Source organism: Nostoc sp. (assembly GCF_036917635.1).
Taxonomy (GTDB): Bacteria; Cyanobacteriota; Cyanobacteriia; order Cyanobacteriales; family Nostocaceae; genus Nostoc.
Genome location: NZ_JBALCW010000101.1, coordinates 85,992 through 110,040 on the forward strand (window position 1 = coordinate 85,992; position 24,049 = coordinate 110,040).

16 protein-coding genes are annotated in these 24,049 nt (G+C 37.1%); 5 read left to right on the forward strand and 11 right to left on the reverse strand.

The window, feature by feature from the left end:
* Nucleotides 1–25: 25 nt before the first annotated feature.
* From V7K32_RS25405 to V7K32_RS25455, 11 genes are all read right to left on the reverse strand, one after another.
* Entirely contained in the window at nt 26–1,126 is a 1,101-nt protein-coding gene (locus V7K32_RS25405; RefSeq protein ID WP_334997160.1) for an ABC transporter ATP-binding protein, read from the reverse strand.
* A 177-nt stretch (nt 1,127–1,303) separates the two neighbouring features.
* A complete protein-coding gene (locus tag V7K32_RS25410) occupies nt 1,304–2,188 on the reverse strand; it encodes a carbohydrate ABC transporter permease (RefSeq protein ID WP_334997162.1) in 885 nt (294 codons plus the stop codon).
* A gap of 3 nt (nt 2,189–2,191) precedes the next feature.
* Complete coding sequence (locus V7K32_RS25415) at nt 2,192–3,103, reverse strand: carbohydrate ABC transporter permease (protein WP_334997164.1); 912 nt, start codon at nt 3,101–3,103, stop codon at nt 2,192–2,194.
* Nucleotides 3,104–3,127: 24 nt separating this feature from the next.
* Nucleotides 3,128–4,492, reverse strand: coding sequence for an ABC transporter substrate-binding protein (locus V7K32_RS25420; protein WP_334997166.1), 1,365 nt, complete (start codon nt 4,490–4,492; stop codon nt 3,128–3,130).
* Between the two features lie 376 nt (nt 4,493–4,868).
* Nucleotides 4,869–7,061 (reverse strand): AAA-like domain-containing protein, encoded by a 2,193-nt coding sequence (locus V7K32_RS25425; RefSeq protein ID WP_334997168.1) that lies wholly within the window; start codon nt 7,059–7,061, stop codon nt 4,869–4,871.
* Between the two features lie 184 nt (nt 7,062–7,245).
* Nucleotides 7,246–7,653, reverse strand: coding sequence for a response regulator (locus V7K32_RS25430; protein ID WP_334997170.1), 408 nt, complete (start codon nt 7,651–7,653; stop codon nt 7,246–7,248).
* Between the two features lie 171 nt (nt 7,654–7,824).
* Complete coding sequence (locus V7K32_RS25435) at nt 7,825–13,296, reverse strand: AAA family ATPase (RefSeq protein ID WP_334997172.1); 5,472 nt, start codon at nt 13,294–13,296, stop codon at nt 7,825–7,827.
* A 169-nt stretch (nt 13,297–13,465) separates the two neighbouring features.
* Nucleotides 13,466–14,566 (reverse strand): amidohydrolase family protein, encoded by a 1,101-nt coding sequence (locus V7K32_RS25440; protein WP_334997174.1) that lies wholly within the window; start codon nt 14,564–14,566, stop codon nt 13,466–13,468.
* Between the two features lie 286 nt (nt 14,567–14,852).
* The gene (locus V7K32_RS25445) at nt 14,853–17,123 is read right to left on the reverse strand and encodes a TOMM precursor leader peptide-binding protein (RefSeq protein WP_334997176.1); all 2,271 of its coding nucleotides are present in this window, start codon (nt 17,121–17,123) and stop codon (nt 14,853–14,855) included.
* A 393-nt stretch (nt 17,124–17,516) separates the two neighbouring features.
* Nucleotides 17,517–18,404, reverse strand: coding sequence for a hypothetical protein (locus V7K32_RS25450; protein WP_334997178.1), 888 nt, complete (start codon nt 18,402–18,404; stop codon nt 17,517–17,519).
* A gap of 699 nt (nt 18,405–19,103) precedes the next feature.
* A complete protein-coding gene (locus tag V7K32_RS25455) occupies nt 19,104–20,471 on the reverse strand; it encodes an AAA-like domain-containing protein (protein ID WP_334997180.1) in 1,368 nt (455 codons plus the stop codon).
* A 556-nt stretch (nt 20,472–21,027) separates the two neighbouring features.
* Here V7K32_RS25455 and V7K32_RS25460 point away from each other — a divergent pair.
* From V7K32_RS25460 to V7K32_RS25480, 5 genes are all read left to right on the forward strand, one after another.
* A complete protein-coding gene (locus V7K32_RS25460) occupies nt 21,028–21,309 on the forward strand; it encodes a hypothetical protein (RefSeq protein ID WP_334997182.1) in 282 nt (93 codons plus the stop codon).
* Between the two features lie 166 nt (nt 21,310–21,475).
* The gene (locus V7K32_RS25465; protein WP_334997184.1) at nt 21,476–21,697 is read left to right on the forward strand and encodes a hypothetical protein; all 222 of its coding nucleotides are present in this window, start codon (nt 21,476–21,478) and stop codon (nt 21,695–21,697) included.
* 105 nt (nt 21,698–21,802) lie between these two features.
* The gene (locus V7K32_RS25470; protein WP_334997186.1) at nt 21,803–22,339 is read left to right on the forward strand and encodes a helix-turn-helix domain-containing protein; all 537 of its coding nucleotides are present in this window, start codon (nt 21,803–21,805) and stop codon (nt 22,337–22,339) included.
* 506 nt (nt 22,340–22,845) lie between these two features.
* Complete coding sequence (locus V7K32_RS25475; RefSeq protein ID WP_334997188.1) at nt 22,846–23,031, forward strand: LysM peptidoglycan-binding domain-containing protein; 186 nt, start codon at nt 22,846–22,848, stop codon at nt 23,029–23,031.
* Between the two features lie 351 nt (nt 23,032–23,382).
* Nucleotides 23,383–23,889, forward strand: coding sequence for a 3D domain-containing protein (locus V7K32_RS25480; protein ID WP_334997190.1), 507 nt, complete (start codon nt 23,383–23,385; stop codon nt 23,887–23,889).
* Nucleotides 23,890–24,049 lie beyond the last annotated feature (160 nt).

Consider the following 24,049-nt stretch of genomic DNA (forward strand, 5'->3'; position numbering starts at 1 on the left):
TAATTTATTTCTTGTCAGTCCCTTACTAGCTCCTAACACCTAACATTTGTCTTTTAACAAGAGCATGGCCAGATTGAACATCAAACCAGTGAATATCCTCAAGAGGCAATGCTAATGTAATATCTTCAGCACTCCAATTTTGGTCTGTTGGCAACAAAGCACGTACCGTAATCGCTCCGGTTTGTGAACCCTCAATCCTGACACTGACTAAATAGTGCATACCCAAGTTTTCCACTAAAAATACTCGCCCTTGGATAGTCTGGGTATCACCTGGTTGAGCAATGCGGACATCTTCTGGGCGGATTCCTAGAACAATATGCGGTGGTACTGTTGGTATATCTGGGAGAAGTACTTGGAAGTTACCCACGATCGCATATTCTCCCCGACAAGGTAAAGTCAGTAAATTCATTTGCGGACTACCAACAAATCCAGCCACAAATAGATTAGCGGGATGGTTATAGATCCTCTCAGGCGGGTCTAGTTGCTGGACATAGCCATCGTTGAGCAATGCAACTTTCGTGGAGAGCGTCATCGCTTCGGTTTGGTCATGAGTAACGTAGACAACTGGCACTTTTTGTGCTGCAAAAATTTGCTTGATATCGGCTCGGACTCTTTCTCGCAGTAGTGCATCCAGGTTGCTTAAAGGTTCATCCAGCAGGTATACATCGGCATTACGCACCAAAGCACGACCGACAGCAACCCGTTGCCGTTGACCTCCAGACATTTTACCAGGCTTGCGGTTCATTAACTCTGTTAATCCTAAAACTTCTGCCACTTCTGCCACTCGCTGTTTAATTTCTGTAGGTGGTACTTTTTTCAGCTTGAGTCCAGAAGCGAGATTTTCGTATACACTCATGTGAGGATAGAGGGCATAGCTTTGAAATACCATTGCAATATTGCGATCGGCTGTTCGTTTATAGGTGACATCCACCTCCCCAATCTTGATCTGACCGCGAGTAGGTTCTTCAAGACCCGCAATCATGCGTAGGACGGTGGATTTGCCACAGCCAGAAGGGCCAAGTAAAGTGAGAAACTCATCGTTATCTACAGTTAAGCTAACGTCTTTGACAGGGACGACTTTAGGATTATAGGTTTTGTTTAAGTTTTTGAGTTCGAGTTTAGCCATTTTTCTATGAGACTTCCAAGAAATAAATTATCCAAATAAACGAACCACAAAGCCACAGAGAGAAGTTGCGTGCGCGGGTTAAGAGCGTTGAGCAAACTTCGGGAGAACACAGAGGAATAAGAACCAGAGAGTTTTTTCGCCAGTTTTTTGAGTATTTTTTTATTTGTCAGTCCCTATTTATCCTTTCACAGCACCAGCAGTAAGACCTTGGACAATCCGGCGCTGGAAAAACAAAACTAGTAAAATCAGGGGTAACGTTCCCACAACAGTAGCAGCAGCGATCGGTCCGTAGGGAATTTCATATATTGTCGCACCACCTAACTGAGCAGCAGCAACGGGAATTGTCTTCAATTCTTCACGAGTCATAAATGTCAGGGCGAAAATAAACTCGTTCCAAGCAAAAATAAAGGTGAGGATTCCTGTAGTCACTAAGGCGGGAAGGGTCATAGGCAACACGATTTGCCATAGTAGTTGAAAGGTATTATAGCCATCGACTCTAGCAGAATCTTCCAAATCTTTTGGTAATTGTTGAAAAAAGCTTCTCAGCACCAAAATTGTTAGCGGCAAATTGATGGCAGTATAGGGTATAATTAGCGCCAGATAATTGTTACCCAATCTCAGCGCTTGGATAATTTCTAACAGTCCTAAGAACAAGAGAATTCCAGGAAATAAGGTAACAATTAGAACGCCCTTGAGGATAACTCGTTCACCCCAAGGGCGTAACCGTGCGAGGGCATAAGCCGCAGGTGCGCCGATCGCTAAAGCTAAAGTTGTGGAAGTAATTGAGACAAAGGCGCTGTTGAAGATGTAGCGCCAAAATGGACGACGAGTGAATAACTCAATGTAGTGATTGAAAGTGAATCGTGTGGGGAAATAGACACTAGGAACGCCGGCAATATCCTCATTCACTTTAAATGAGGTCAGTAATTGCCATAAGGCTGGCGCGAGGCTGAACACTACTACTAATATAACTATTATGGGTAGCAAGATTTTTTTAAGAGAAAACTTGGTTTCCCGTGTTGGTTTTGGGGTCGTTGGAACCGCTTGTGGAGTTACACTCATGGGTTAAATGGCTCCTGATGTTTTGGCACGGTATTTGTTTAACAAGAAACTAGCGATCGCTACCGCAGCAATCAATATTAAAAATGTCACTACTACAAGGGCTGCTCCATAACCAAAATCTAAGTAGCGCATCACCGTAGAATAAATATACAATGACACCACTTCCGTAGCGCCGCCAGGGCCACCCCCGGTCATTACAGCAATCAAGTCGAAAATTCCGAAAGCTTGAGCAAACCGAAATAGCACTGCAATTAAGATTTGCGGCAGCAGCAGTGGCAGGGTAATATTGCGGAAGCTTTGCCAAGCATTTGCCCCATCGACTGAGTAAGCTTCATAAAGGTCTTGTGATATCGATTGCAACCCAGCTAGCAACAGGATACTGATAAACGGCGTAGTTTTCCAAACATCAGCAAAAACCACTGCGATCATCGCCAGCGTTGGATCTCCTAACCAGTTAATCCCAGTCTCGATCAGCCCCAACCGCCCCAGAATATCGTTTACAACCCCAAATTGGTCGTTAAAAATCCAAGCCCACGCCAGACCAATCAGAGAGGTAGGCAAAGCCCAAGGGATGATGGCAATTGTACGCACTATGCCCCGCCCAAAAAACGCCTGATTGAGAATTAGGGCAATCCCCAGTCCTAGCAGTAGTTCTGAGATTACGGATGCTGTTGTGAACACGGTTGTCGCCCACAAACTCTGCCAGAAACGACCATCTCCCGCCATCCGCACATAATTGTCTAAACCAGAAAATACAGGTTGTAACTCTGTTCCCAAATTTCTAGTAAATACGCTTAACCAAAATGCTCGTAAAATCGGGTAGGCAAATACAAACAACAGTAGCAGCAATGCTGGTGTTAGTAATATCCATGCTGTCTGTTGTTCTCGACTTCTAAGTGTATGTAAATTAGTCATTAGTCATTAGTCATTTGTCATTTGTCATTTGTCATTAGTCATTGGGAACTGGCCATTAATTCTTTTCCCCCTGCCCCCTGCCCCCTGCCCCAGCAATCGGCGCGTTTCCGCAGCAGCAGCTTGCATTGCTTGTTCAGAATTCATCCGACCGGATAAGGCGGCGCTGAGATAACGCTGCAAAATATCTGATGTTTGAGCATATTGGGCGATGGGGGGACGTAAAACTGCATTGTCTACGACTGCCAATAACTGCGGATAGTGGGGGTATTTAGCAACAATCTCTGGGTCTGTAAACAATTCCCGGCGGCTTGGCACATAGCCTGCACTTAAAATGAATCGGCGCTGTGCTTCCCGACTGGTAAAATACTGAATTGCTTTCCAAGCTTCTTCAGGATGTTGAGAAGATTTTGCAATCCCTAAACCCCAGCCTCCAAGACTTGCTGCTCCCGTCTTACCAGGAGCATGAACCATCGGTTTAATCGCAATTTTGCCCCTGATTGGCGAATTTTCTGCCTGGGCTAAAGGCCACGCATAGGGCCAACTGCGTAAAAATGCTACTTCACCACTTTGAAACAAGCGTCGGGTATCTTCTTCTTGGTAGGTTGTGACTCCAGGAGGCGAAATACCTTCTTTAACGGTACTACGCAGAAACTCAATGGCTCGTAATGTTTCTGGTCGATCTAATCCAACTTCGAGGGTGTCGGGATTAACCCAGAAGCCACCAAAGCCATTGAGGACTTCTGCAAACATTGCCACAAGTCCTTCATATTGGCGACCTTGCCAAACATAGCCCCAATTTACCTCCTTTTTCTTTTGCAAGACTTGAGAAATTCGGATCAAATCATTAAAGGTTTCTGGCGGTTTTAATCCTGCTTGTTTGATTAAATCTTTCCGGTAGTAGAGCATTCCTACGTCGGAACGCACTGGAATGCGGTACAGCTTGTCTTGATAACGTCCCCCTTCTACATCCTGGAATGAAAATGCTGCCAACTCCTTTTTAGAAATGCGATCGCCTAAAGGTAACAACCATCCAGCAGCAGCAAACTTGGATGTCCAAATAACATCCATATTTATCAGGTCATAAGGGGATTCACCCAAGATAAAAGATGAGGTATACAGGTCTTCGAGCAAATTTGTGGCATTAGGCCCTTCAACCAGGTTAATGCGAATACCTGGGTTCTCAGTCTCGAAGTCTTTAATCAAACCCTGCCTCCAAGGTTCGGCATCAGGGGCAGTCATTAATATATTGAGGGTAACTGGTTGCTGCGAGAGTGCTACCCAACTGAACAATATGATGCTCAATAGAGTTGCCAGGAAAACCCCTATATGTAAATAACTTGGTTTTTGGATGAATTTTTGTAACTTGTTTATTGGCTTTCGGTACAACATTCTCAATGTAGCGATCGCTAATGGGAATTATTAGGAAATAAAAACATAAAATATCTCAAAAAAGATGATGTTGTATTATTTGTTATCAAAATGCTGAGTAATGAACAAGCAAGTCAATAAAATTAACATCAAGCTGGCTCAAAAATAAGCAATTTGATTGTAAATCAGCGTCAAATGTTGTTAACGGGGCGACGAAATGGGCTGGAAATGGTATAACCCCCTTGTGGAAGCAATTACAACCTCTCTACTCTACATACGTAAAATAAATACCTAAAATCCTTAACCCAAGCCTATTGACTTATATAGCAGTCCTAAATCATTTATAAAAATTATATATCTCTAATTTGCACAATTACTAGCTTATACGTCCCAAAACTCAAACAACTTTCCCCATGCAACTCTCAACCCAAGTACTATCAAATATCAGTTCATAAATCCGATTATGAACTTTCAACACCCCCTGTTTCTTAACTACTAACCCCGACAACAGCAACTCCCTCTCTTCTGGGCTATCGATAACACCCATTTGCCCATGATGGAGAATTTGCTGATATAGTTTTAGTAACCCAACAGGGTAGAGAGTATTTTTGAGGATGCGATCGCGGATAGTTCGCACATGCTCAGGCTCATCTTGAGATTCCCAATTGTCAATTATATGCGATCGCACCAAATTATCCAGCCAAACTGCTTCAGAGTTTGTCGGTATCACCGATGTACAACTACGGATAATTTTACAAAGCTTTTGAGTTAAAAAAGGTTGCCCATTTGTCCAAGCTAATACTTCTTTTAGCACTACTTGCGGATTGCTAACTTTTGGTGTTAATCCTTGTAGTAAAGGTTGAGCTTCGTGTAATTGAAAGCCATCTAATTGAATTATTTTACCAATATTAAATGGTGTTATTTGATAATCAGTAATTAAATTTGAGGGTGTCGCCACACCAAACAAAGCAAAGGTTAAACGCCGATATTCTGGGTTAAGACTGCGCTGATTATAACAAAAACGAATCAAGGCAAAGAAATCATTAACAGGGAATTTTAAGGCTAAAATGCTATCAATTTCATCAATAAAAATAAAAATCTGCTCAGTTGTCACTTGCTTAAGTAATATATCTTCAACAAATCGACTTAAACATTGGACAGGTGATAAATCTTTTTGCTCACACCACCAATCTTTAAAATTAATTTTGTCTAATAAATTAAAACTCTGCCACAATTCCACTACTAATCCCTTATACCATTGAGCAGGAGTAATATTTTCGCTACCCAAACGAGTAATATCAACTGCTGCACAACTCAATCCTTCTTGCTGAAGATGGTGTATCATACGTACCATCAAGCTTGATTTGCCCATTTGTCGGGCATTTAGGGTATAACAAAACTCTCCAGATTTTAATGCTTTATAAAGGTAACGGTCTGCGGAACGCACCACATAAGTCGGTGCATCCATAGGTAAGCTTCCCCCAACTTGATAATCAAAATTTGAAGATTGTTCCGCACTTCTTAGCAACGCGTTTTCAAATATCAGTTCTGCTTGGGTAGCTTTCAGAATTTCAAGTGTTTGTGATAATTCTTGAGTGCGTTCTTTAACTTTTTGTTCTAAATTTTGGTTTGATTTTGCTAATTCTTCTTTTGCATCTTGCAAAGCAAAATTTTTGATTCCTAACTCTGCAATTAACCGTGTCCGCTCTGCTTCTGAGCGTTTACGTTGTGTGATATCTTGAAAAGCAGCTATAGCATAGATAATTTTTCCCTTTTCATCAAAAATTGGCGTAGCGGACACCTCAAGAGGAATAATATTGTTAGCTTGGTGAATGTCCATATCATCGACAGTGGTACTCTCACCGTTCAATGCTTGCACAATCGGGTGCTGTTCTGTGGGATATAACTGTTCTTTCTCTGATATATAGGCTTGATAAATTTCACTCAATTTAGAGGCTGTAGTTTCTAGCACAATTCCTTTACCAAGTATTTGCTTGGCGGTTTGATTGGCGTAGAAGGGTTGGCCATTGCCATTAACAACAAAAATGCCTACTGGGACAGCTTCCAGAAATTGAGCTAGCTTGGCTTCGCTGGCACGCAATGCTTCTTCTGCTTGTTGGCGCACTCTGACTTCTTTTTGTAGACGAGTTAATAACTCCCCTTGAGCTTGTTGTGCTAAAAGTTCCTGTTCCTTAATGGCTTTCATTTTCTGCACATGTTGCAGAGTTTTATGAGTAGTAATTTCTAAATCATGAAAATTAATTGGTTTAGTTAAAAAGTCAAAAGCACCGCGATTCATTGCATATCTGATATTCTCAATATCACTATAAGCAGAAATAATTACTGCTTTAAGCATCGGATATAATTCATTAAGTTTAGTTATTAAAGTTAACCCATCCATCTGAGGCATATAGATATCAGTTAATACTATATCTATATCTGGCTCTACTTGCAATTTGTCTAATGCTTCAACACCGTTACGCGCAAAAAATAAATTAAATTGCTTTTCTCTAATTTTTTTTCTAAATTTTTGGCGGAGCAAGATTTCTAAATCAGGCTCATCATCCACAACCAGGATTTTAGCTGGCATAGTTTTTTACATGATTAAGAGTATTTATAAATTAAGGCTATTCATTACATTTTATACTAAATTATCTTCCAAGAAACCATAAAATCATTACTAAACAAGAAAAATAAACATTATTTACTAATCTTTTAGGCATTTAGTAATGATTTTGGCTTTTGAGCTTTATTTTCAAGCCTAGTTTTGATGTCTAACTAATAATTTGGCACGGCATAACAGCTACTGAAGAACCTAAATTAAGTATTTTTGTCTTGAGTTGATTAAATTCAATTGGCTTGGTAATATAGCCATCAGCACCATACTGTTTCGCAGTTAAATGATAATCTTCATCATCATAAGCAGTAATAATAAATACTTTTAAATCTGGATATTTTTCTTTAATCAGTTTGAGCATTTCTAGCCCATTCATCCCAGGCATATTAATATCCGTGACAATTAGGGTTAGGCAATTAGTTAGCTTATTTTGTAAAGAATCTAGTGCTTCCTCTGCTGAAAAAGCGAAATACAATTTAATTTGATTTTCTTTGAGTTCTCTCCTAAATTTTTGTTTAAACAATAATTGGATATCTTGTTCGTCATCTACAACCATTATTTTCATATCACATATCTTGACAAATTACATATTTTATGTAATTTAGAAAAGCCTCAACTACAATACTTATACAAATATTACCGTTAAAGCTAGAGCAGATTATACAAAAATGATGTACATAAATAGTTAAACATAATTAATTACACACAGTGATTACGCACCCTGTCAGTTTTAGAGCTATTTCCTCTCACCAATCATCTTAGGCAAAGTGATAATAAATTCAGTGTAAATATTTACTTCAGTATTGACTTTGATTTCCCCTTGATGCTGCTGGACAATAATATCATGAGTAATAGATAGCCCTAAGCCTGTTCCTTCACCAGTAGGCTTTGTAGTAAAGAAGGGATTAAAAATTTTATCTATTACCTGTGGCGGAATACCTTCACCGTTATCATGAATGCGGATTTGTACTTGGTCATCTAAATCTTTTGTACTAACTGAGAGCGTAGGTGAAAATTCCTCAGCTAGAAACTCTGACTCTTTCTGCAAACGCATTTTCTTTTGATGTACCGCGTAGCAAGCATTATTAATTATATTTATTAAAGCGCGATTAATATTTTGTGGCATAATATTTATCTGACCAAGGCGACGATCGTAGTCTGTTTTTATAATTATCTTGAAAGCCGCATCTTTAGCACGCATTCCGTGATAAGCCAGGTCAATAGTTTCCGCCAGTAAAGTGTTAATTTCTGTGGTTTGACGCTCACCAGTTTGCCCGCGTGAGTGCATGAGCATTCCACTAACAATATTGTCAGACCTTTTGCCATGCTCATATATTTTTTGAGCATTTTGTTTGAGATCGTTTAATATTTCATCTATATATTCTTTACTATCAATATCTAAACGGTCTTGTTGATTATTAATTTCTACCTCTAGTTCTTGAGTCAATTCTACAGAGAGTTCAGCAAAGTTATTTACAAAATTTAGGGGATTTTTGATTTCATGGGCAATACCAGCTGCTAAAGCCCCTAAAGAAGCTAATTTTTCTTGGGCAATAATCTGAGCTTGTGTAGCTTTTAATGTTTGCAGGATACTTGCCAATTCTTTATTTTTATCTTGTAATTCCTGAGTTCTTAGCTTTACTTTTTGTTCTAAAGTCCGACTATGATCTTCTAGCTGTTCATAAAGACGGGAGTTTTCTATAGAAATTGCAGCTTGAGCAGAGAGAATTTTTAAAACTTCGACACGCTCTGGAGTAAATGCACAAGTTGTTAAATTATTTTCTAAATATAAAATGCTGCTTAATTTGCCTTGATAAAGCAAGGGAGTACAAAGAATTGATTTAGGTTGACTTGCAATAATATATGGATCGTGAGTAAATTCTCCATCATAAACAGCATCATTTAAAACTACATTTTTATGTGTGTTAAATACATAGTTGATGATAGTAGTTGATAAAAGATGTGTTCCGGTATAAGCATCAACAGAATCTACTGGAATTGATTGTAGTGTAGTAACTTCTTCAGAATCAACTGAGCCTTCTGCTTCGATGACTAAATTACTATCTTTGTCGAGAATCAATAAACCTTTTTGAGCGCCTGCATTTTCAATGATGATGTTCATCAGTTTTTTTAGCAGTTTGCTGAGAATAATTTCATCAGCCAGAGTTTGGGATGCTTTAATAACTGTTGTTAGGTCTAACACTTCTGTATTACTGTTAGTGAGAGAGGAAATAGGATTGATATTGTCAGCACCCGTTTGTTTTATTACCCCCACAAAAAAATGTGGATATTTGGATTCTAAGTCTTTAACTTTAGCCGTTGCTCCCCAGTAAACATAACAATGGTGGGCATTTTTCATGTATAACTGCCCTATCTCCTCTTTGGCAAGATAGAGGTAAAATTCTGCTGCACGTTCATAAGCTAGAGCTTCCTCATGAAGAAATCCGTACTTTTTAGCTCCTTGAATAGCATGCTCATAAAATTCTTGGGCTTCCCATTTTTGTCCTAATACTCGCGCTTTCTCTGCTTCTATCAATTCATATTTATGGCGACAATTTTCTGGACAATGACCAGCCCATATCTTCATTTTTTCCTGGTTTAATGATACTTTTTTTAAAACTTCCTCTGGAAACTTATTTTCTATATTAAAGCAACAAGCAAGCAAAGCCAAAGAATAGTAAAAGTTATGTTGGACTGCAACTATATAAGAGGCAGAACTTTCTGAGTTATTTTCTGCTTGAATAGCATAACTAACAGCTTGCTGATACTGATGAAATAGATAATGTAAAATTGTTTTTGCTAAATAAGCACTAAACAGTAGCCATACAGCTTTATTTTGAGTCCACTGTTTTAGTAATTTTTCTTCTTCTGTTAGAGAATTTCCAATAAATGCAAAATTTTCTTCTTGAGATGTACTCACTAAATTGTCAACAATAATTCTACAATTTTTCATGTAAAATACTGTATATTGTTGTTTCAACTTACAATTCAAATCAATATATTCTTGATACTTATGATTTAATTCTTCAAGATTATACCCACTAAACATTAAAAATAAACAATATGCTGAAGCTGCGTAAGAAGTATATTCTATATGTCCAGTATCTAAACCAATATTTACAGCTTCTTGCAAAGTTGCAATTATCTCACCGTCACGAATTGGTTCTTTCCAGTGGCGAATAAAACCACTAGTATAATGTAGTACAAGAGGGTGAAATTTTTTGATATTAGATTTTTCTAATAAATGTAAAGCCAATTGACCAAAACGGTATCCAGTATCAATATCTTGCAACATCCCACACAAAAGCTTGCCATAAAAAGTATAAACACTAGTAGCTTGAGGCGGATTACCATACTTAATACAAAGATTAACCGCAGTTAATGTCACCAAAGAAAATAATAAAGGATTACTAATAATTGCGGCTGTGGTCATAATCATTAAGATTTTGACAGATGCAAGTTTATATGGATCTGTCATTGTTGGCAAATCAGATAAATCTTCAATTTGCCTATCTTGCAATAGTAATTTTATTGTTTCTTGTTCTTGATTAATATGATTTATATCTAGTATTGGAGGTAAATTAATTCCTAATTGTGCTAAAACTTGGCGTGCAGTATCTATAGCTGATTGCATTTGAATTTCAGCAATATAAGACTGAATCTTTAACTCATAAATTCTAACTTTTTCAAGAAGTGATTTAGCTTTTTTTAAAACAATATTAGATATATTTTCAGCTTCTACAAACTGAGTATTGATGTATTGTAATTCTACAGCTTCTACATAAAGAGCCAATGTTAAGTCATACTGAACTTCCCAACTATTTGATAACAACAACTTTAAGCCAATTTCTATATATCTAATAGCCGTTTCGTAAGCTGCTGCATTCTTAGCTTTTCTTCCAGCCATTAAATTTAAATGAGCTAAACGATCTTTTTCTATTTGCGTTGTAATTAAAGATAAACTGATATTTAGATGATTAACAATATTAAATATATATTCTGATAATTTTTTTTGTGTAGTATTTTGTAATAAAAGTTGACCTACTTGCAAATGAACTGCTTGTTTTTGCTCATTTGGAATTAAAGTATAGGCAGCTTGCTGAACTCGGTCATGCAAAAATTTGTAAGATATAGAAGATGGAAAAACAGGCATAATGGCAGAAGATGTATCTGAGCGATCGCTATCCTGTTCATGCCATAGAATAGGGATTTTGTAAGCCTCACTCAGAGGTATAATTAGACCTTCTTGAATAGCTGGTAAAAGTTCAATAGCTGTATCTACAACAGATTTTTGATTGACTACAGAAAGTATATTTAAATCAAATTGGTTTCCGATACAAGCAGCCAATTTTAAAGCTTCTTGGGTACTATTATCTAATTTTTCAATTTTAGTTACCATTAAATCAACTACATTATCAGTTATGCCTACTCGTTGAATTTCTTCAATACTCCATTGCCAACGACCAGTAATAGGATTAAATAATAAAAAATTTTGTGTATATAAAGTTTGAAGCAGCTGGGTCAAGAAAAAGGGATTACCATTAGTTTTATTAAATACTAATTCCGCGAGATATTTTGATTCTTCTATTGAGCAACCAAGTGTGTCAGTAATTAATTGCTGGACATCATCTAAAACCAAAGACTGGACGATAATTTTGCTGAAAATGATACCATTACTTTGAATTTTCTCCAAAGTTTGCATTAAAATATTAGTTGAACTTACTTCATTATCTCGATATGCCACAATCATTAAAAAGTATTTACTATCGGCATTAGTTATGAAAATTTCAATTAACTTTAAAGAAGCAGAATCGGCCCACTGTAAATCATCCAAAAAAATAACTATCGGGTGTTCTTTTTTGGTAAAAACGCCCAGGAATTTTTGTAAAACTAAGTTGAACCGATTTCGAGATTGAGTGGAGCTTAACTGTGGTATTGAAGGTTGTTTCCCAATAATTAGTTCTAGTTCTGGAATCACATCAATGATGACTTGACCGTTATTTCCCAATGCTCCTAATAGTTTTTGTTTCCATATTTGCAGTTGCGTTTGATTTTCTGATAATAACTGCCGAATTAACTCTTGAAATGATTGTATTAAGCAAGTATAAGGAATATTTCGCTGAAACTGGTCAAATTTACCAGAGATAAAATATCCTCGTTGTCGGACAATAGGTTTATGAATTTCATTAACCAAAGCAGATTTACCGATACCAGCATGACCAGCTACAACAATCATTGCTGTGGAGCCTTGACTGACTAAATCAAAAGTCATTAATAGTTGGTCTATTTCCTTTTTTCGGCCATAGAGTTTTTGAGGAATTTGAAATTTGTCGCAAATATCCTTGCGTCTTAAAGTAAAATTATAAACTTCTCCAAAATTATTTAGATCATTAAGGCAGGTTTCTAAGTCTGCTATTAGTCCCTGACAAGTTTGATATCTCTCTTCTGGAGTTTTTGCCATGAGTTTCATGACAATATGAGCAACCATCTTTGGACAGAGTTCTTTTCCAGTTAAAACATGAGGTGATACAGGCAATTGAGCTATATGAGAATGCACTAACTCCATCGGATCATTTGTAGAAAAAGGCAAATGATGGGTAAGTAACTCATAAAAAGTAACGCCTAAAGAATAAAAGTCAGTCCGGTAATCTATCACCCGATTCATTCTGCCAGTTTGTTCTGGTGAAATATAAGCTAAGGTTCCTTCTAGGTGGTCAGGATTCCGAACTATCGGGTTTTCTCGTGATAAAACAGTAGAGATGCCAAAGTCGATAATTTTAAGTTGTCCGGTTTTTGCGTTAAAGACAATATTAGATGGGTTAATATCTTTATGGATAATTTTGGCAGTATGAATAGCACTCAAGCTCTCTGTAATTTTGATGGCTAGAGCCAATAACTCTCTCAAGCTAAACTGTTGTTTTAGCAATAACAGTTGTAAAGATTCACCACCAAAATCCTCTAAAAACATGACTAAAGTAGTTTTATATCTGTGTAATTCATAAGCTTTGATTGCCGCATCCAAATTTAGAGAACTAGTGATTTCAAATTCTTGTTTATATCTAATGAGTTCGGATGGAATAGGATAATCTTCTTTTAGAATCTTCAGAATTACAGGCTGAGCATTCTGACTGCGTATAGCTCTATAAACTAAGGAGTTAGAACTTTCATAAAGTTTGGTTATAATTTGGCAGCCAGCAATAGCATTCATACTTTATATCCACTCTTTTGGAAGTCCTGCTTTAAGTCTTTATCAATTAGACAATGTAGTAAGGTAATGTGATAAATCACATAAACAGGGCATGTAAATCTCTATTTTCAGTCCCCAGTCACTATTTTAAATTCAGAAAAATAATTTTGCCGAAGTATTTAAAAAAAAGTTATTGCAAACCATAAAAACGAGCCGGATTATCCCAGAGAATCATTTTGACAATTTCTTTGGGTAGCCGCTCATGAAGAACTTTTTGAATGTGGAAACATTCCGTTTCTCCTTCTTCTTGCCCCCAATGAACATGAGGATAGTCAGAGCCAAAAATTAGCTTATCGGCACCAACATACTCAATTACTTGCTCAATACCAGGTTCTCCTAACTCATACCCAATAAAACATTGGCGTTGAAAGTATTCTGAAGGTTTCATCTTGACATTATCCTTAACCTCCCAGTAATGGCACTTATATTCTTCATCCAAACGCCATAGCCAGTAAATTAGCCAACCACAACCAGACTCTAAAAAACCTACCCTCAACTTTGGGTGACGCTCTAATACTCCTCCTTCAATTAAGGCCAGTAGTGCCATCATTTGCTCCATAGGATGAGAGCAAGCGCGCAAAGCAAAACGAGTGTTAAACCTATCTGCACCAACAGTTGGCAAACGGCTATGAGTTCCTTCGTGAATGCTCACTGCTATTCCTAGTTTTTCACATTCTGTCCAAAAAGGCTCGTAGGCAGGGTCACTCAGAAGTCTTCCTTTAACTGGGTTGGGACGTAAACAGACTGCTTTGCAGTTAAATTTTGCAATGCGGTACAACTCTGACACCATTTCTTCGGGAGCATGAAGATTAATCATACCCACACCTTTGAGAATTTCTGGGTCATAACTACAAAAATCTTGATACAACCAGTTGTTGTAGGCGCGGGTAAATGCACCAGCTAAAGTAGGCTCCATTGTATCAATTGCTGTTATTGACATTCCCAGTGTTGGGTAAATAAATGAAATATCAACCCCCATCTTTTTTGTTTCTAGCACATGAAGCTCATTAGTAAAGCCATTCAGTCGAGCCAGAGGATGAGCTTGCATAATCTGCTTATTCCATTGGGCTACAACTTCATTAGAGGTCTTATAATAGATTGCTTCACCTTGAATTTTCATATCCAGCGATGGTGCAAAGCTCTGATAAGCAGGTTCTAAATGCTTTTCCCACATATCAAAAGGCTCAAATATATGGGAATCGGCATCAATGATTGGATATTCTTTCACCATTATTTTAAAAGTTAGTTTTTCTTAACAATACTTATTTAAATTACTGCATTGCCAATCTAGTTTTGAGGTTTTCTAGTCAGGACTAAAATGCTTATAAGGGACTTCCAAGAAATAAATTATTCCAATAAACGAACCTTATTAGACGCAGAGAACGCAGAGAGAAGAAATAGAGAGAGTTTTTGGGTCAGTTTTGGAACATTTTTTTATTTGAAAGTCCCTAATCATCAGAAATAAAGTCCTTACTACAAAGTTGTGTACCCATCAATTTCAGCTTGGCTAACTATTATTACATCCACATCGGAAATGGATTAAGTTGATTTTCCTTGAGTGGCTGTTTTAACCAACCCATGTTTACAGGAATATTATACAATCGTCCTGAACCTAAACGTCTCCACCAATGGCGCATTCCCGGAACAATCACTTTAACTACCCTCAGTTTAATATCAGCACGAGTTTGATCTAAAACTAGCATTTCCATACCGTTTTTTTCCACTAGTTGCTGACAGAGCATTACATCATCTAGTAAATCTTCGCTCCAATTGTGGGGATAATCAGCAGATAATTTGGGTGTAAGATTTTGATCTGAAAGTAGATAAGATTGATTTTGCACGGTTGCTGTTTGCCACCATTTAATAGCAAGGGAATCTGAAAAAGCAGGATATTTAGTGCTACCATCGGCATTGGCAGATAAAACGTTAGGAAGAATTTGGTTGATCTCACTTAAAGCTCTGCTAATGGCAATCTGCGGATCAAAATGAGTCCCAAAACCAAGGATAATATCTTCTACTGCTCGATCGGTTCTGCGGCTGATGGCAACGAAGGTTGGTATGTTTAAATCGCTAGTGATATCTAAAACCCACAGTTGCCGATCAATTCTTTGGTAATATTTCTTCATAGCTTGAAAATAAGGGTCATCAAAACTGTCTAAATCTACCTGCGGTTTTTTGAGGCGATTATACCACCATAGGGCAACGCAGTCACGCTCCACCAATTCCATGAAACCTTGTAGGATTGCTTCTTCTATAGTATTACCAGCAGCACAGCCATTGGAGTCAGCCCAACAATCAGGCATTGGGAAGTTAGGATAGCCGTAGTAGCAGTAGGCGGTTGGTAAATACTTAAATTGTTGATGGGTTAAAGACCAGACTGGTGTCCACTCAATTTGTTTTTCTTCATCAAAAGGTTCTGGTATTTTTTGAAACCAGCCAGAACAATTTGCATTCCAGTTGTGGCGATCGCTATATTGTGATTGACTAAAATTCATACAGGCATAAGGATGAATGGCTTGGCTTATCAGTTGTTCATAACTCCCTTTCTGCCTGATTTCGTTTCCTTGAAACACACCAGAATATCGTTCAATGGCTTCGCACAAAGCACTAACCTTCCCTTGCTGGTCAGTTTTTCCTTTTCCCGCACTTCTACCGCTAATATTTTGGCGTAAAGCATTTAAATCATCAAATACCGTAGCGAAGTGATGCCTAGCTACATAAGTATGGATTAAAGTATGAGAATTTTGATCTATCTTACCTATTCCTCTGACTACTCCTGTTAAGGGACTAATGTGGTGTTGATATTTCTTGAATGTTTCTTCTGGCGAAAAACAACGGTGTCCCCCATCTAATGTAAAGTTTTTCTGCCGATGTCCTAAAACCATTGGATATGGCTCTGCATTAAACCCAATTCTATCACCACAACTTGGGCATTGAGGACGCTTCACTAAAACGTGGTTTTGCGTTTCAAAAGAAATAGTATCATGGGTTACTAGCATTCCCTCCAGGCGTTTATTTTCCCCCTGGACAATCCATTTAAAAATTTCAGTGGCAGCCATTCCCAACGCAGTTTGAGAGGTGGCAGTAAGCGAACCGAGAGGAGGGGTTAAAGAAGTAGAAATTCCTTGATGTCTTTCGATAAACCTTTCCACAGGTTTGTTGTTTCGCAAACGTTGAGCTAGGCATTGCCAACAACCTGTTTTACCGGGAATGAATATCGGCCCTATCCAAACTATTGTGCCTACAGGTTTTATCAACATCCAAGATTTGGCTAATTTTAAAGCTTCTTCGTTGAAACTTTTTAAACCATTTTGCAAGTAGTCATCTGTTAAAACTACCTCTATATCTCCTGCTGTGGATGATACTTGGATATGTAAGGATTCTAGTATCTTTCTAAATTCATCACTAGGAAGATGGGAGCCAAAAGATTTTATTGCTACTTTAGTTGTTTGTAATCGTTGGTAAGCAGTATGTGGATCGATGTTTAAATGTTGGCAAAATATTGATAAATTAGATGGTAAAGATTCATCACTATCAATAATATATCCCTTCTGCTCCATCAACATGAGAGCATAATAAATTTCACTAGCAGATACATTTGATTGGATTAGCAAGTCAATAATTTGATCAACTGTATGTTTACCGTTAAGCAATGGCATTAATATTTGATATATATGTCCATTGACAAAATTAGCATTTCTTTCAGAAAGTAATAATGTATTTTCTGAATCGGTGTTGATAAAATTATAATATTCAAATCCTGCTTTTAATTTTGGTCTACTTAACATCTTATCTACTCTCAAGCTAGGTGTAAATTTTATATAGTAATGATTAATTTAAAAAAAATAGCTTTATCGCTTTATTCTTATTAAGTAAGTGGGTCAAATTAAATATAAAACCTCACCCTACCTCCGGCTTCCCTCTCCAAATTCACGGAGAGGGATTGAGGGTGAGGTTTTATATAGATGTTTAATTACGTCTACCTACTTAATTTAAAAAAAAATATTTGATTAATAAGGGAATAAAAGAATATTATTCCCTCCCTATTACTATCACTTGCAATTAAGTATAGAAATCCTATTTAATGTTTGAAAAAATCTAGTGCAGATGACAAAGCTTCTTCCCCACTTCTTATCTACGCAAGTAAGTTCAAAAATTAACATTAATTCCTATATTTAGCATCAGCAAGTGTAAGGAATCCATTCATTTGTAGGTGTCCAAGGAGCAGAAGTTGAGTCATTTTCTACCCACTCTCTTAAAACATTTTCTGGTAAATTCTCACTACTAGGTCGTTGAGGATATGGTACGTTTATCTTGTAACCATCTGGTTGCGGTGTTATCCCTCCTTTATATTCACGTGGCGGTAAATCTCGCTCAACATGGATATCAATATGAAATTTAGCCTCAAATTCAGAGATAATTCCATTGTTAAGGAGAAACTCTTTATCGATATTAATTTCCTTATTTTCTAGCCAAGATTTGGCAATAAGCTGTGAAAGCCTTTTATTGGGAATGAGAGTATTAAAGGGTTCTATTTCTACTACTTCTTCTTTATACTCTACTTCTTCTCTTTCATGTTTTATTATGCTGCTATCAGCACCCTGGAAAACTTTTACAGTTGGTAGTAAGGGAACTTGTAAAGTTTTGATTTCGCTGGTATTTTCATTTAGCAACTCCTCTTCATTAGGTGCGGAGAAAATTATTGGTTTTCCTGGCTGTGTACTCACCTCTGACTTTGGCGGTGGCGGCGCTATCCAAGGAGAGTGTGTTGGGTTACTCGTAACCCAATTATAAAGCCAATCTCTTATATCTGGGTCTGCCAATACTTCCGGTTCTGGCCGATAATTTGGCATCAAAATTTTCTTATCTATTTCGTCTATTTCAACTTGATTTGTTTCTACTAAAAATACACGAAAAACTTCAGCCTCGTCTTTAGATAGAATTTTTTGGTCGCTCAAAAAAGTTTTATCTGCTAAAGGAATTTGCTTGTTATCTAACCATGACTGAGCAATTAGTTGGGATAGCCTTTTTTGAGGAATAAGAATGTTGTAAGCGTTTGGTACACTCATAGTTTATACAATCCTGAAAACGAAGAAAGAGTACACTTGAGAAATAATTATCTACGTTGAAAAAGTACTTATTATTTACCGATTTTTGATTTATAGCTTTAGCTTTATAACATATATAGCAATCATAAATGATTTATAAACACTCATTTTGTAAATTGCTCATGCAGAGGCGCAGAAAGAATTAGAGAGATATTTACAATTCATTTGTGACTGAATATAGGCTAGAAAAAGTCACCTGTATAGGGAGCATCTCAATGAGTGCTTAAATCTTTTCCCTCACCCCCAAGCGATATTTATAACAGCCTCAACAACGATCGCCGCTTATCAAAGCTAATCTAAATTGGCTTAAGTAGGTAGGCAAGATAAAACCAAACTATGTAACAAAAAGTAAAATCTCTGTATTTGGCTCGTAGTTGCGCTTTAGCGCTAAAGCGCAACTACGAGCCAGTGATGATTGCGCCCACTTACTTAACTACAATTAATAATATCTTTTTAGTATTTGTTTGCAACATAAAATCTCCAAAAATACACGTTTTTTAATAATTATAATTCTTATGAGTTTTACAAGTGTTTTATATGAGATATATGAGTTTTTATATGAGGAAAATATATCTTCATTTTCAGAATACTTGTTATGTAAAAAATACTCAAATCTAGCAGTGATTATCTTTAACCGCAGTTTTTAGCCAATATTTGTTTTTATTTAGTCAGAAGCTTTGACTGAAAATACTGTCTATATAACTGACAACTAGGTGTGGCTTGGTTATTATCTAATTTGATCAGCCCCATACTGCTTAACTTGTAAGCAATAATAGGTTCCAATGGTATTGGTTCAGTGGAATTGATGACAGTAGCAAGAGCGATCGCTAATTCAGTCTGCTCTTGTAAGGTTATCCAATGACGTTGTAAGTGGTGAAAATAAACCCCAGTGGAAGTAGAAGCACTTTCTAGTAATTGTGGGAGAGTTACCTCACCACGATTGAGATAGTAGAGTGCTATGTTCACTAATGCCGGATGTCCCCCAACTATATCCATAAGTTGCTTAGCTTCATCCCCATCAGTCCAGTTAATTCCATATTGCTGGGCTAACTGTTGCACCTGTTCTAAACTGAAGCTAGTTAATTTAATTGGTAAGCCTACATTGAAAGGAGACTGCTGAAGTTGCAGAGGAACATAAATTTCAGTTGAGTGAACTATGATTAGGCGCAGCTTTTGCCAAATAGGTAATCTTTTAGCATCTTCATACCAAGAACGCAGCAGGGGTAAAAAATCTTTAGCGACTTGGGGATACTCAAAAATCTGGTTTACCTCATCCAATGCCAAAACCAAAGGAGAATCTATTTGCTCTAGTAAATAATTTCTGATATACAAACTACAGCTAACTTTGCTACCAATATCCTCATCCCAATATTTATCTAATTTCGGCTCTAACTGAAGCTGACTAGTAACGTTGGCACACAACCAGCGCAAAAAACGATTCAGATCGCTCAATATTACTTGGTCGGTTTGTTCCAGATTTAAGCTAACGGTACGGTAGCCCTCATACTTTGCATAGTCGAGAACTCTTAGCAGTAGTGAGGTTTTACCCATTTCTTTGGGAGCTTTAATTCGCACCAATGCCCCTGGCTTTCTAATTTCTCTATAAACCTGCTCCTCAATGGAAGAACGTTCAACATAAATGGGAGAATCAGGCGGAACCGCACCACTAGGATAGGGAAGTGAAGACTGTGAATACTCTTGACTAGTTTCTGAGGAGATTCTTTTGAACTGATGCCTTTGAGCCTGTATTACCGATACTGGTTGGGCAACAGCATAAGATTCCAACAATATACGACAGTTTTTTTTAGTCACGCGCTGGCCGGTCAAATTAGAGAGCCGTTTACACAACTCTGGGGCAACTACATTAGTTAAGTATCCAGCACTATAGCCACCCTCTTCAGCAATTTTGCCATAGGTCTGATACTCCCAGATGCCCCGAAAAATCAGAACTTCTGTAGAATTGAGAGGGCGATTCTGGCTCTCTATCAACTTGCGGTTTACTATCTCAATCAGAGAATCAAGGTTCATAGCGGATCAAAGCTTATCTCGTGCTTACAAATTGACCTGCCCATAATCAAAATACCGTTTTTTGGCATAACCCTGATATAAATCTTAAAGATATAGAAAATTTTTCCTTATATCAATTTGATTCTACCTCAATTCTCGTCGGAGCTAATACAGCACGGCGTAAATAAAAAAACATTTCAAATTTCTGGAAACCTTATGCTGTTGTCATTTTGAATTTTTAATTTGGCGTTGCGGTACTAGTTGCTCACTTATAATAATGATTATCATTAATTTTAAGATATGTTTTCTATGAGGTTGCAAACTTATATTAATGAAATTAATATGAGATTTATGGATTTTATCTTGAATAAAATCTATTTAATATTAAAGATAGAAAGAAAAAGTAAATAGGGACTTGCAGAGAAATAAGATACCCGGTAGTTATTACTAACTGTTTATCTATTTTCGCGCAAGTTGCTTGGCTCAAACATGATAATTTGAATAAAGCAAACCAATAATTATATCACACAAATCGGAGACTCATCAACTCATCCTTTAGCACCTGAAATAATCGATTATGAGCACTTCAAATCAACCAATTGACTCTGATAAACCAGAAGCAAAAAGTATATTTGCTAGTAGAACATTTTGGGGAGCCGTCTTAGCAGGAGTAGCATCTTTAGTTCCACTTGCTGTGAAGGATATCAAGGCTCATGAAATCACCGTTGACGATGCTGGGCAAGCAATACTAATTCTATGTGGCGTAGGGACTGTGATCGTCGGACGTGTGAACGCTCAAGCACCAATCTATACTCCTGATGCTCTACCTGGTCGAAATAAGTCAGATTTTGAAATGTAAAAAACATTTAATACTTCTAGTTCGCTGATTTTCTAAAGAAAAAAGACGGAATGGAAGAATAAGGATTATAGCGCAATACGCTTGGGTTAGAACCAAAAACCTTAAACTGCGTAGGTGGGTTGAGAAACGAAACCCAACATTTTTCCGGGTTTATCGGGTAACACGAATGTTAAACCGTTCAACCCAAGCGTATTGGGTTATAGCATTTGTCCCAGATTGCGATCGCTATTCTGGAGAATTAATCTTGGCTATTGGTTCACCACTCGCCACCATCCAAAAACCTGATTTTTCCCAAATCCTTATGACTATCTTAAATTCACACCGCTCCTCAGTTATTTGTTGCTTGTCAAGTACACCTATAAATTCAGAGTTCAAAGGGATTATTTGACTTATCAATTAATAAGCTTTTTTTAACCCTAAAAATTGAAAGAGAATAGATTTGAAGTAATGAAATTATATAAATTAATAAATCTATTAAATATTAGGAGATAAAATGACAGATATTTTAGTAAACGATGCTGAAAATAAAACCAAAAGCCTCTTAATTAAATGTTTATATACAGCAGGCTTTGAGGTGAGCATCACAGAAAATGGTCTTATTAATGTTCATCTAAAAAATGAAAAATTCTCTACTATCACCGAAAGTAAAAAATCAAATACTCAAGAGTCCATATTTCCATCTATTCCTCGGCTGCGTAAGATATTTGAGTTCATTGAATTAAATTATCATCAAAGTATTAGTTTGAAAGAAGTAGCTCAAGCAGTTGGTTATTCTTCAGCTTACTTAACCGACTTAGTGCGAAGACTTACCGGTAAAACAGTCAATAATTGGATTATTCAGCGTCGGATAACCCAAGCAAGCACTTTGCTTTTAGAAACTAATTACTCCGTTGATGAGATTGCTTTAAAAGTAGGCTATCAAAATATTAACCATTTTTACTGTCAGTTTCGTGATTACTATAAAATTACTCCCCGTGCTTGGAGAGAATCACAGCGTTGTCAAGGAACTTATAACTCCACACAAACCTAAATAAAATCGTACAATTGCCTCAATTATCAATCGCTAAAAAAAGTAGATTTACTAAAATGTAAATTATTGTAGCAGTGAGTAATTGTTTCAGCCGTTACTCACTGCTGCTTTTTCATAAAGGTTTTTACATTCCTCTATTTATCATGTTAAAAAAACTACACCATATATCAATACTGCTCGGATAAGACCAAAAACCTTGTGTAGAGACGCGAAATTTCGCGTCTCTACAGGTGTAAAACACTATCGAAAAATCCAAAAACCGAGCAGTATTGACACCATATATAAACACAAATAAAATTTTATATCTAAAAATAATTAATTATTGCTTTTATAAATACCTAAAATTATTTAATTATCAAACTAATTAGGAAAGAATAGGATTGATATTAAGAAAGAGCGAAAGTTTTAAACAAGCTAAACCTTGCCTTTCCCAAAAAACAGAAAGATGCAAGTAAATTGCTACTTTCTGTTCAAGACAACTTAGCAATCAAAAACAAGGAAAAAATATGTCTACAAAACAAGGTACTCCTGCCTGCACACATCGCGTAGGAGAGGGGGATACATTTTCTGAGCTTGCACGAGCCTATTATGGTGATGGCAGCGATAGACTGGCAAGAAAAATTCAAGATGCTAATCCTGGTGTTTCCCCTACAAGCTTACAACTTGGTCAAACACTTAATATTCCTGTGTAAGTTTTAGTAGTTGGACAGAATTAAATACACCAATTTTAGGCTGAAATATTTCCCTAGCAAGGAATCAGTATTGTAATTAATTCTGTCTGCTTACTTAAAGAGGAAAAAGTAGCAAGCGTAATATAAACTGTCATGCAATTTCTAAAACTCCTACTAACAAAGGGTTATAAAAATGACCATCAACATCATTAATGGTGGTATCGAATCTGGGAAGTAGGAGCAGATTTTGCAGGCTCAACATAAAATAGAATACCAAAAGTTTGCTGACGTGTTGGGTGTTATCTCAGGCGAGAACCTCTCGTGCTAGAACACCGATTGAGCCATTGTACAAAGTTAACTTAGGAGAAAATTATGTCTACTCAATTGAATCTACAAGCTACATTTTACAGCAGAGAAGAAACACTTGGACACGCACCTGCAACTGGCATTTTTGCATCTACATTAAGTGAAGCACTTAGTGGTAAAGGGCTTCTACAGTGTGCTGTAGATCCAAATGTTATTGCCCTAAAAACAAACTTTACTTTGATACTTTGGGATGGAAACCAGATTGAAGCCGCAGCGCTAGATACGGGTACAGCAATTATAGGTAACAAGATTGATATTTTTGTTGATACCAACAGCGAAGCTATTAATTTAGGTGTAAAGTCCGTCACGGCAGTTTTAGATAATGGAGCAGGTAATCATCCTGGTAGTCAAACCTATACTGTACAACCAGGTGATTTTCTCTCTGCGATCGCCCAAAAATTTTATGGAGATGGTAGTGAACAATCGTGGAGAAAAATCTACGATGCTAATAAAGCCGTGATTGGCCCCGACCCTAATCAGCTTCAAGTTGGGACGATACTGACCATTCCCTAATGCCACATAGCTGAGAAAATAGCCTTCAACACGCAAAGTGAAGACTTGAAGCGCCCAGCAGTCTAATACCCGGATTTCTCACAAGACCTTAAAAAAGAGGGGTCAAAAACTGCCAAAATGTATATTGCAAAACAATCCCAGCAGCTTTATTGTATGACCC

Coding starts and splice junctions, on each gene's coding strand:
- V7K32_RS25405 (WP_334997160.1), bottom strand. CDS start 1,126: ATGGCTAAACTCGAACTCAAAAACTTAAACAAAACCTATAATCCTAAA.
- V7K32_RS25410 (WP_334997162.1), bottom strand. CDS start 2,188: ATGAGTGTAACTCCACAAGCGGTTCCAACGACCCCAAAACCAACACGG.
- V7K32_RS25415 (WP_334997164.1), bottom strand. CDS start 3,103: ATGACTAATTTACATACACTTAGAAGTCGAGAACAACAGACAGCATGG.
- V7K32_RS25420 (WP_334997166.1), bottom strand. CDS start 4,492: ATGTTGTACCGAAAGCCAATAAACAAGTTACAAAAATTCATCCAAAAA.
- V7K32_RS25425 (WP_334997168.1), bottom strand. CDS start 7,061: ATGCCAGCTAAAATCCTGGTTGTGGATGATGAGCCTGATTTAGAAATC.
- V7K32_RS25430 (WP_334997170.1), bottom strand. CDS start 7,653: ATGAAAATAATGGTTGTAGATGACGAACAAGATATCCAATTATTGTTT.
- V7K32_RS25435 (WP_334997172.1), bottom strand. CDS start 13,296: ATGAATGCTATTGCTGGCTGCCAAATTATAACCAAACTTTATGAAAGT.
- V7K32_RS25440 (WP_334997174.1), bottom strand. CDS start 14,566: ATGGTGAAAGAATATCCAATCATTGATGCCGATTCCCATATATTTGAG.
- V7K32_RS25445 (WP_334997176.1), bottom strand. CDS start 17,123: ATGTTAAGTAGACCAAAATTAAAAGCAGGATTTGAATATTATAATTTT.
- V7K32_RS25450 (WP_334997178.1), bottom strand. CDS start 18,404: ATGAGTGTACCAAACGCTTACAACATTCTTATTCCTCAAAAAAGGCTA.
- V7K32_RS25455 (WP_334997180.1), bottom strand. CDS start 20,471: ATGAACCTTGATTCTCTGATTGAGATAGTAAACCGCAAGTTGATAGAG.
- V7K32_RS25460 (WP_334997182.1), top strand. CDS start 21,028: ATGAGCACTTCAAATCAACCAATTGACTCTGATAAACCAGAAGCAAAA.
- V7K32_RS25465 (WP_334997184.1), top strand. CDS start 21,476: ATGTTAAACCGTTCAACCCAAGCGTATTGGGTTATAGCATTTGTCCCA.
- V7K32_RS25470 (WP_334997186.1), top strand. CDS start 21,803: ATGACAGATATTTTAGTAAACGATGCTGAAAATAAAACCAAAAGCCTC.
- V7K32_RS25475 (WP_334997188.1), top strand. CDS start 22,846: ATGTCTACAAAACAAGGTACTCCTGCCTGCACACATCGCGTAGGAGAG.
- V7K32_RS25480 (WP_334997190.1), top strand. CDS start 23,383: ATGTCTACTCAATTGAATCTACAAGCTACATTTTACAGCAGAGAAGAA.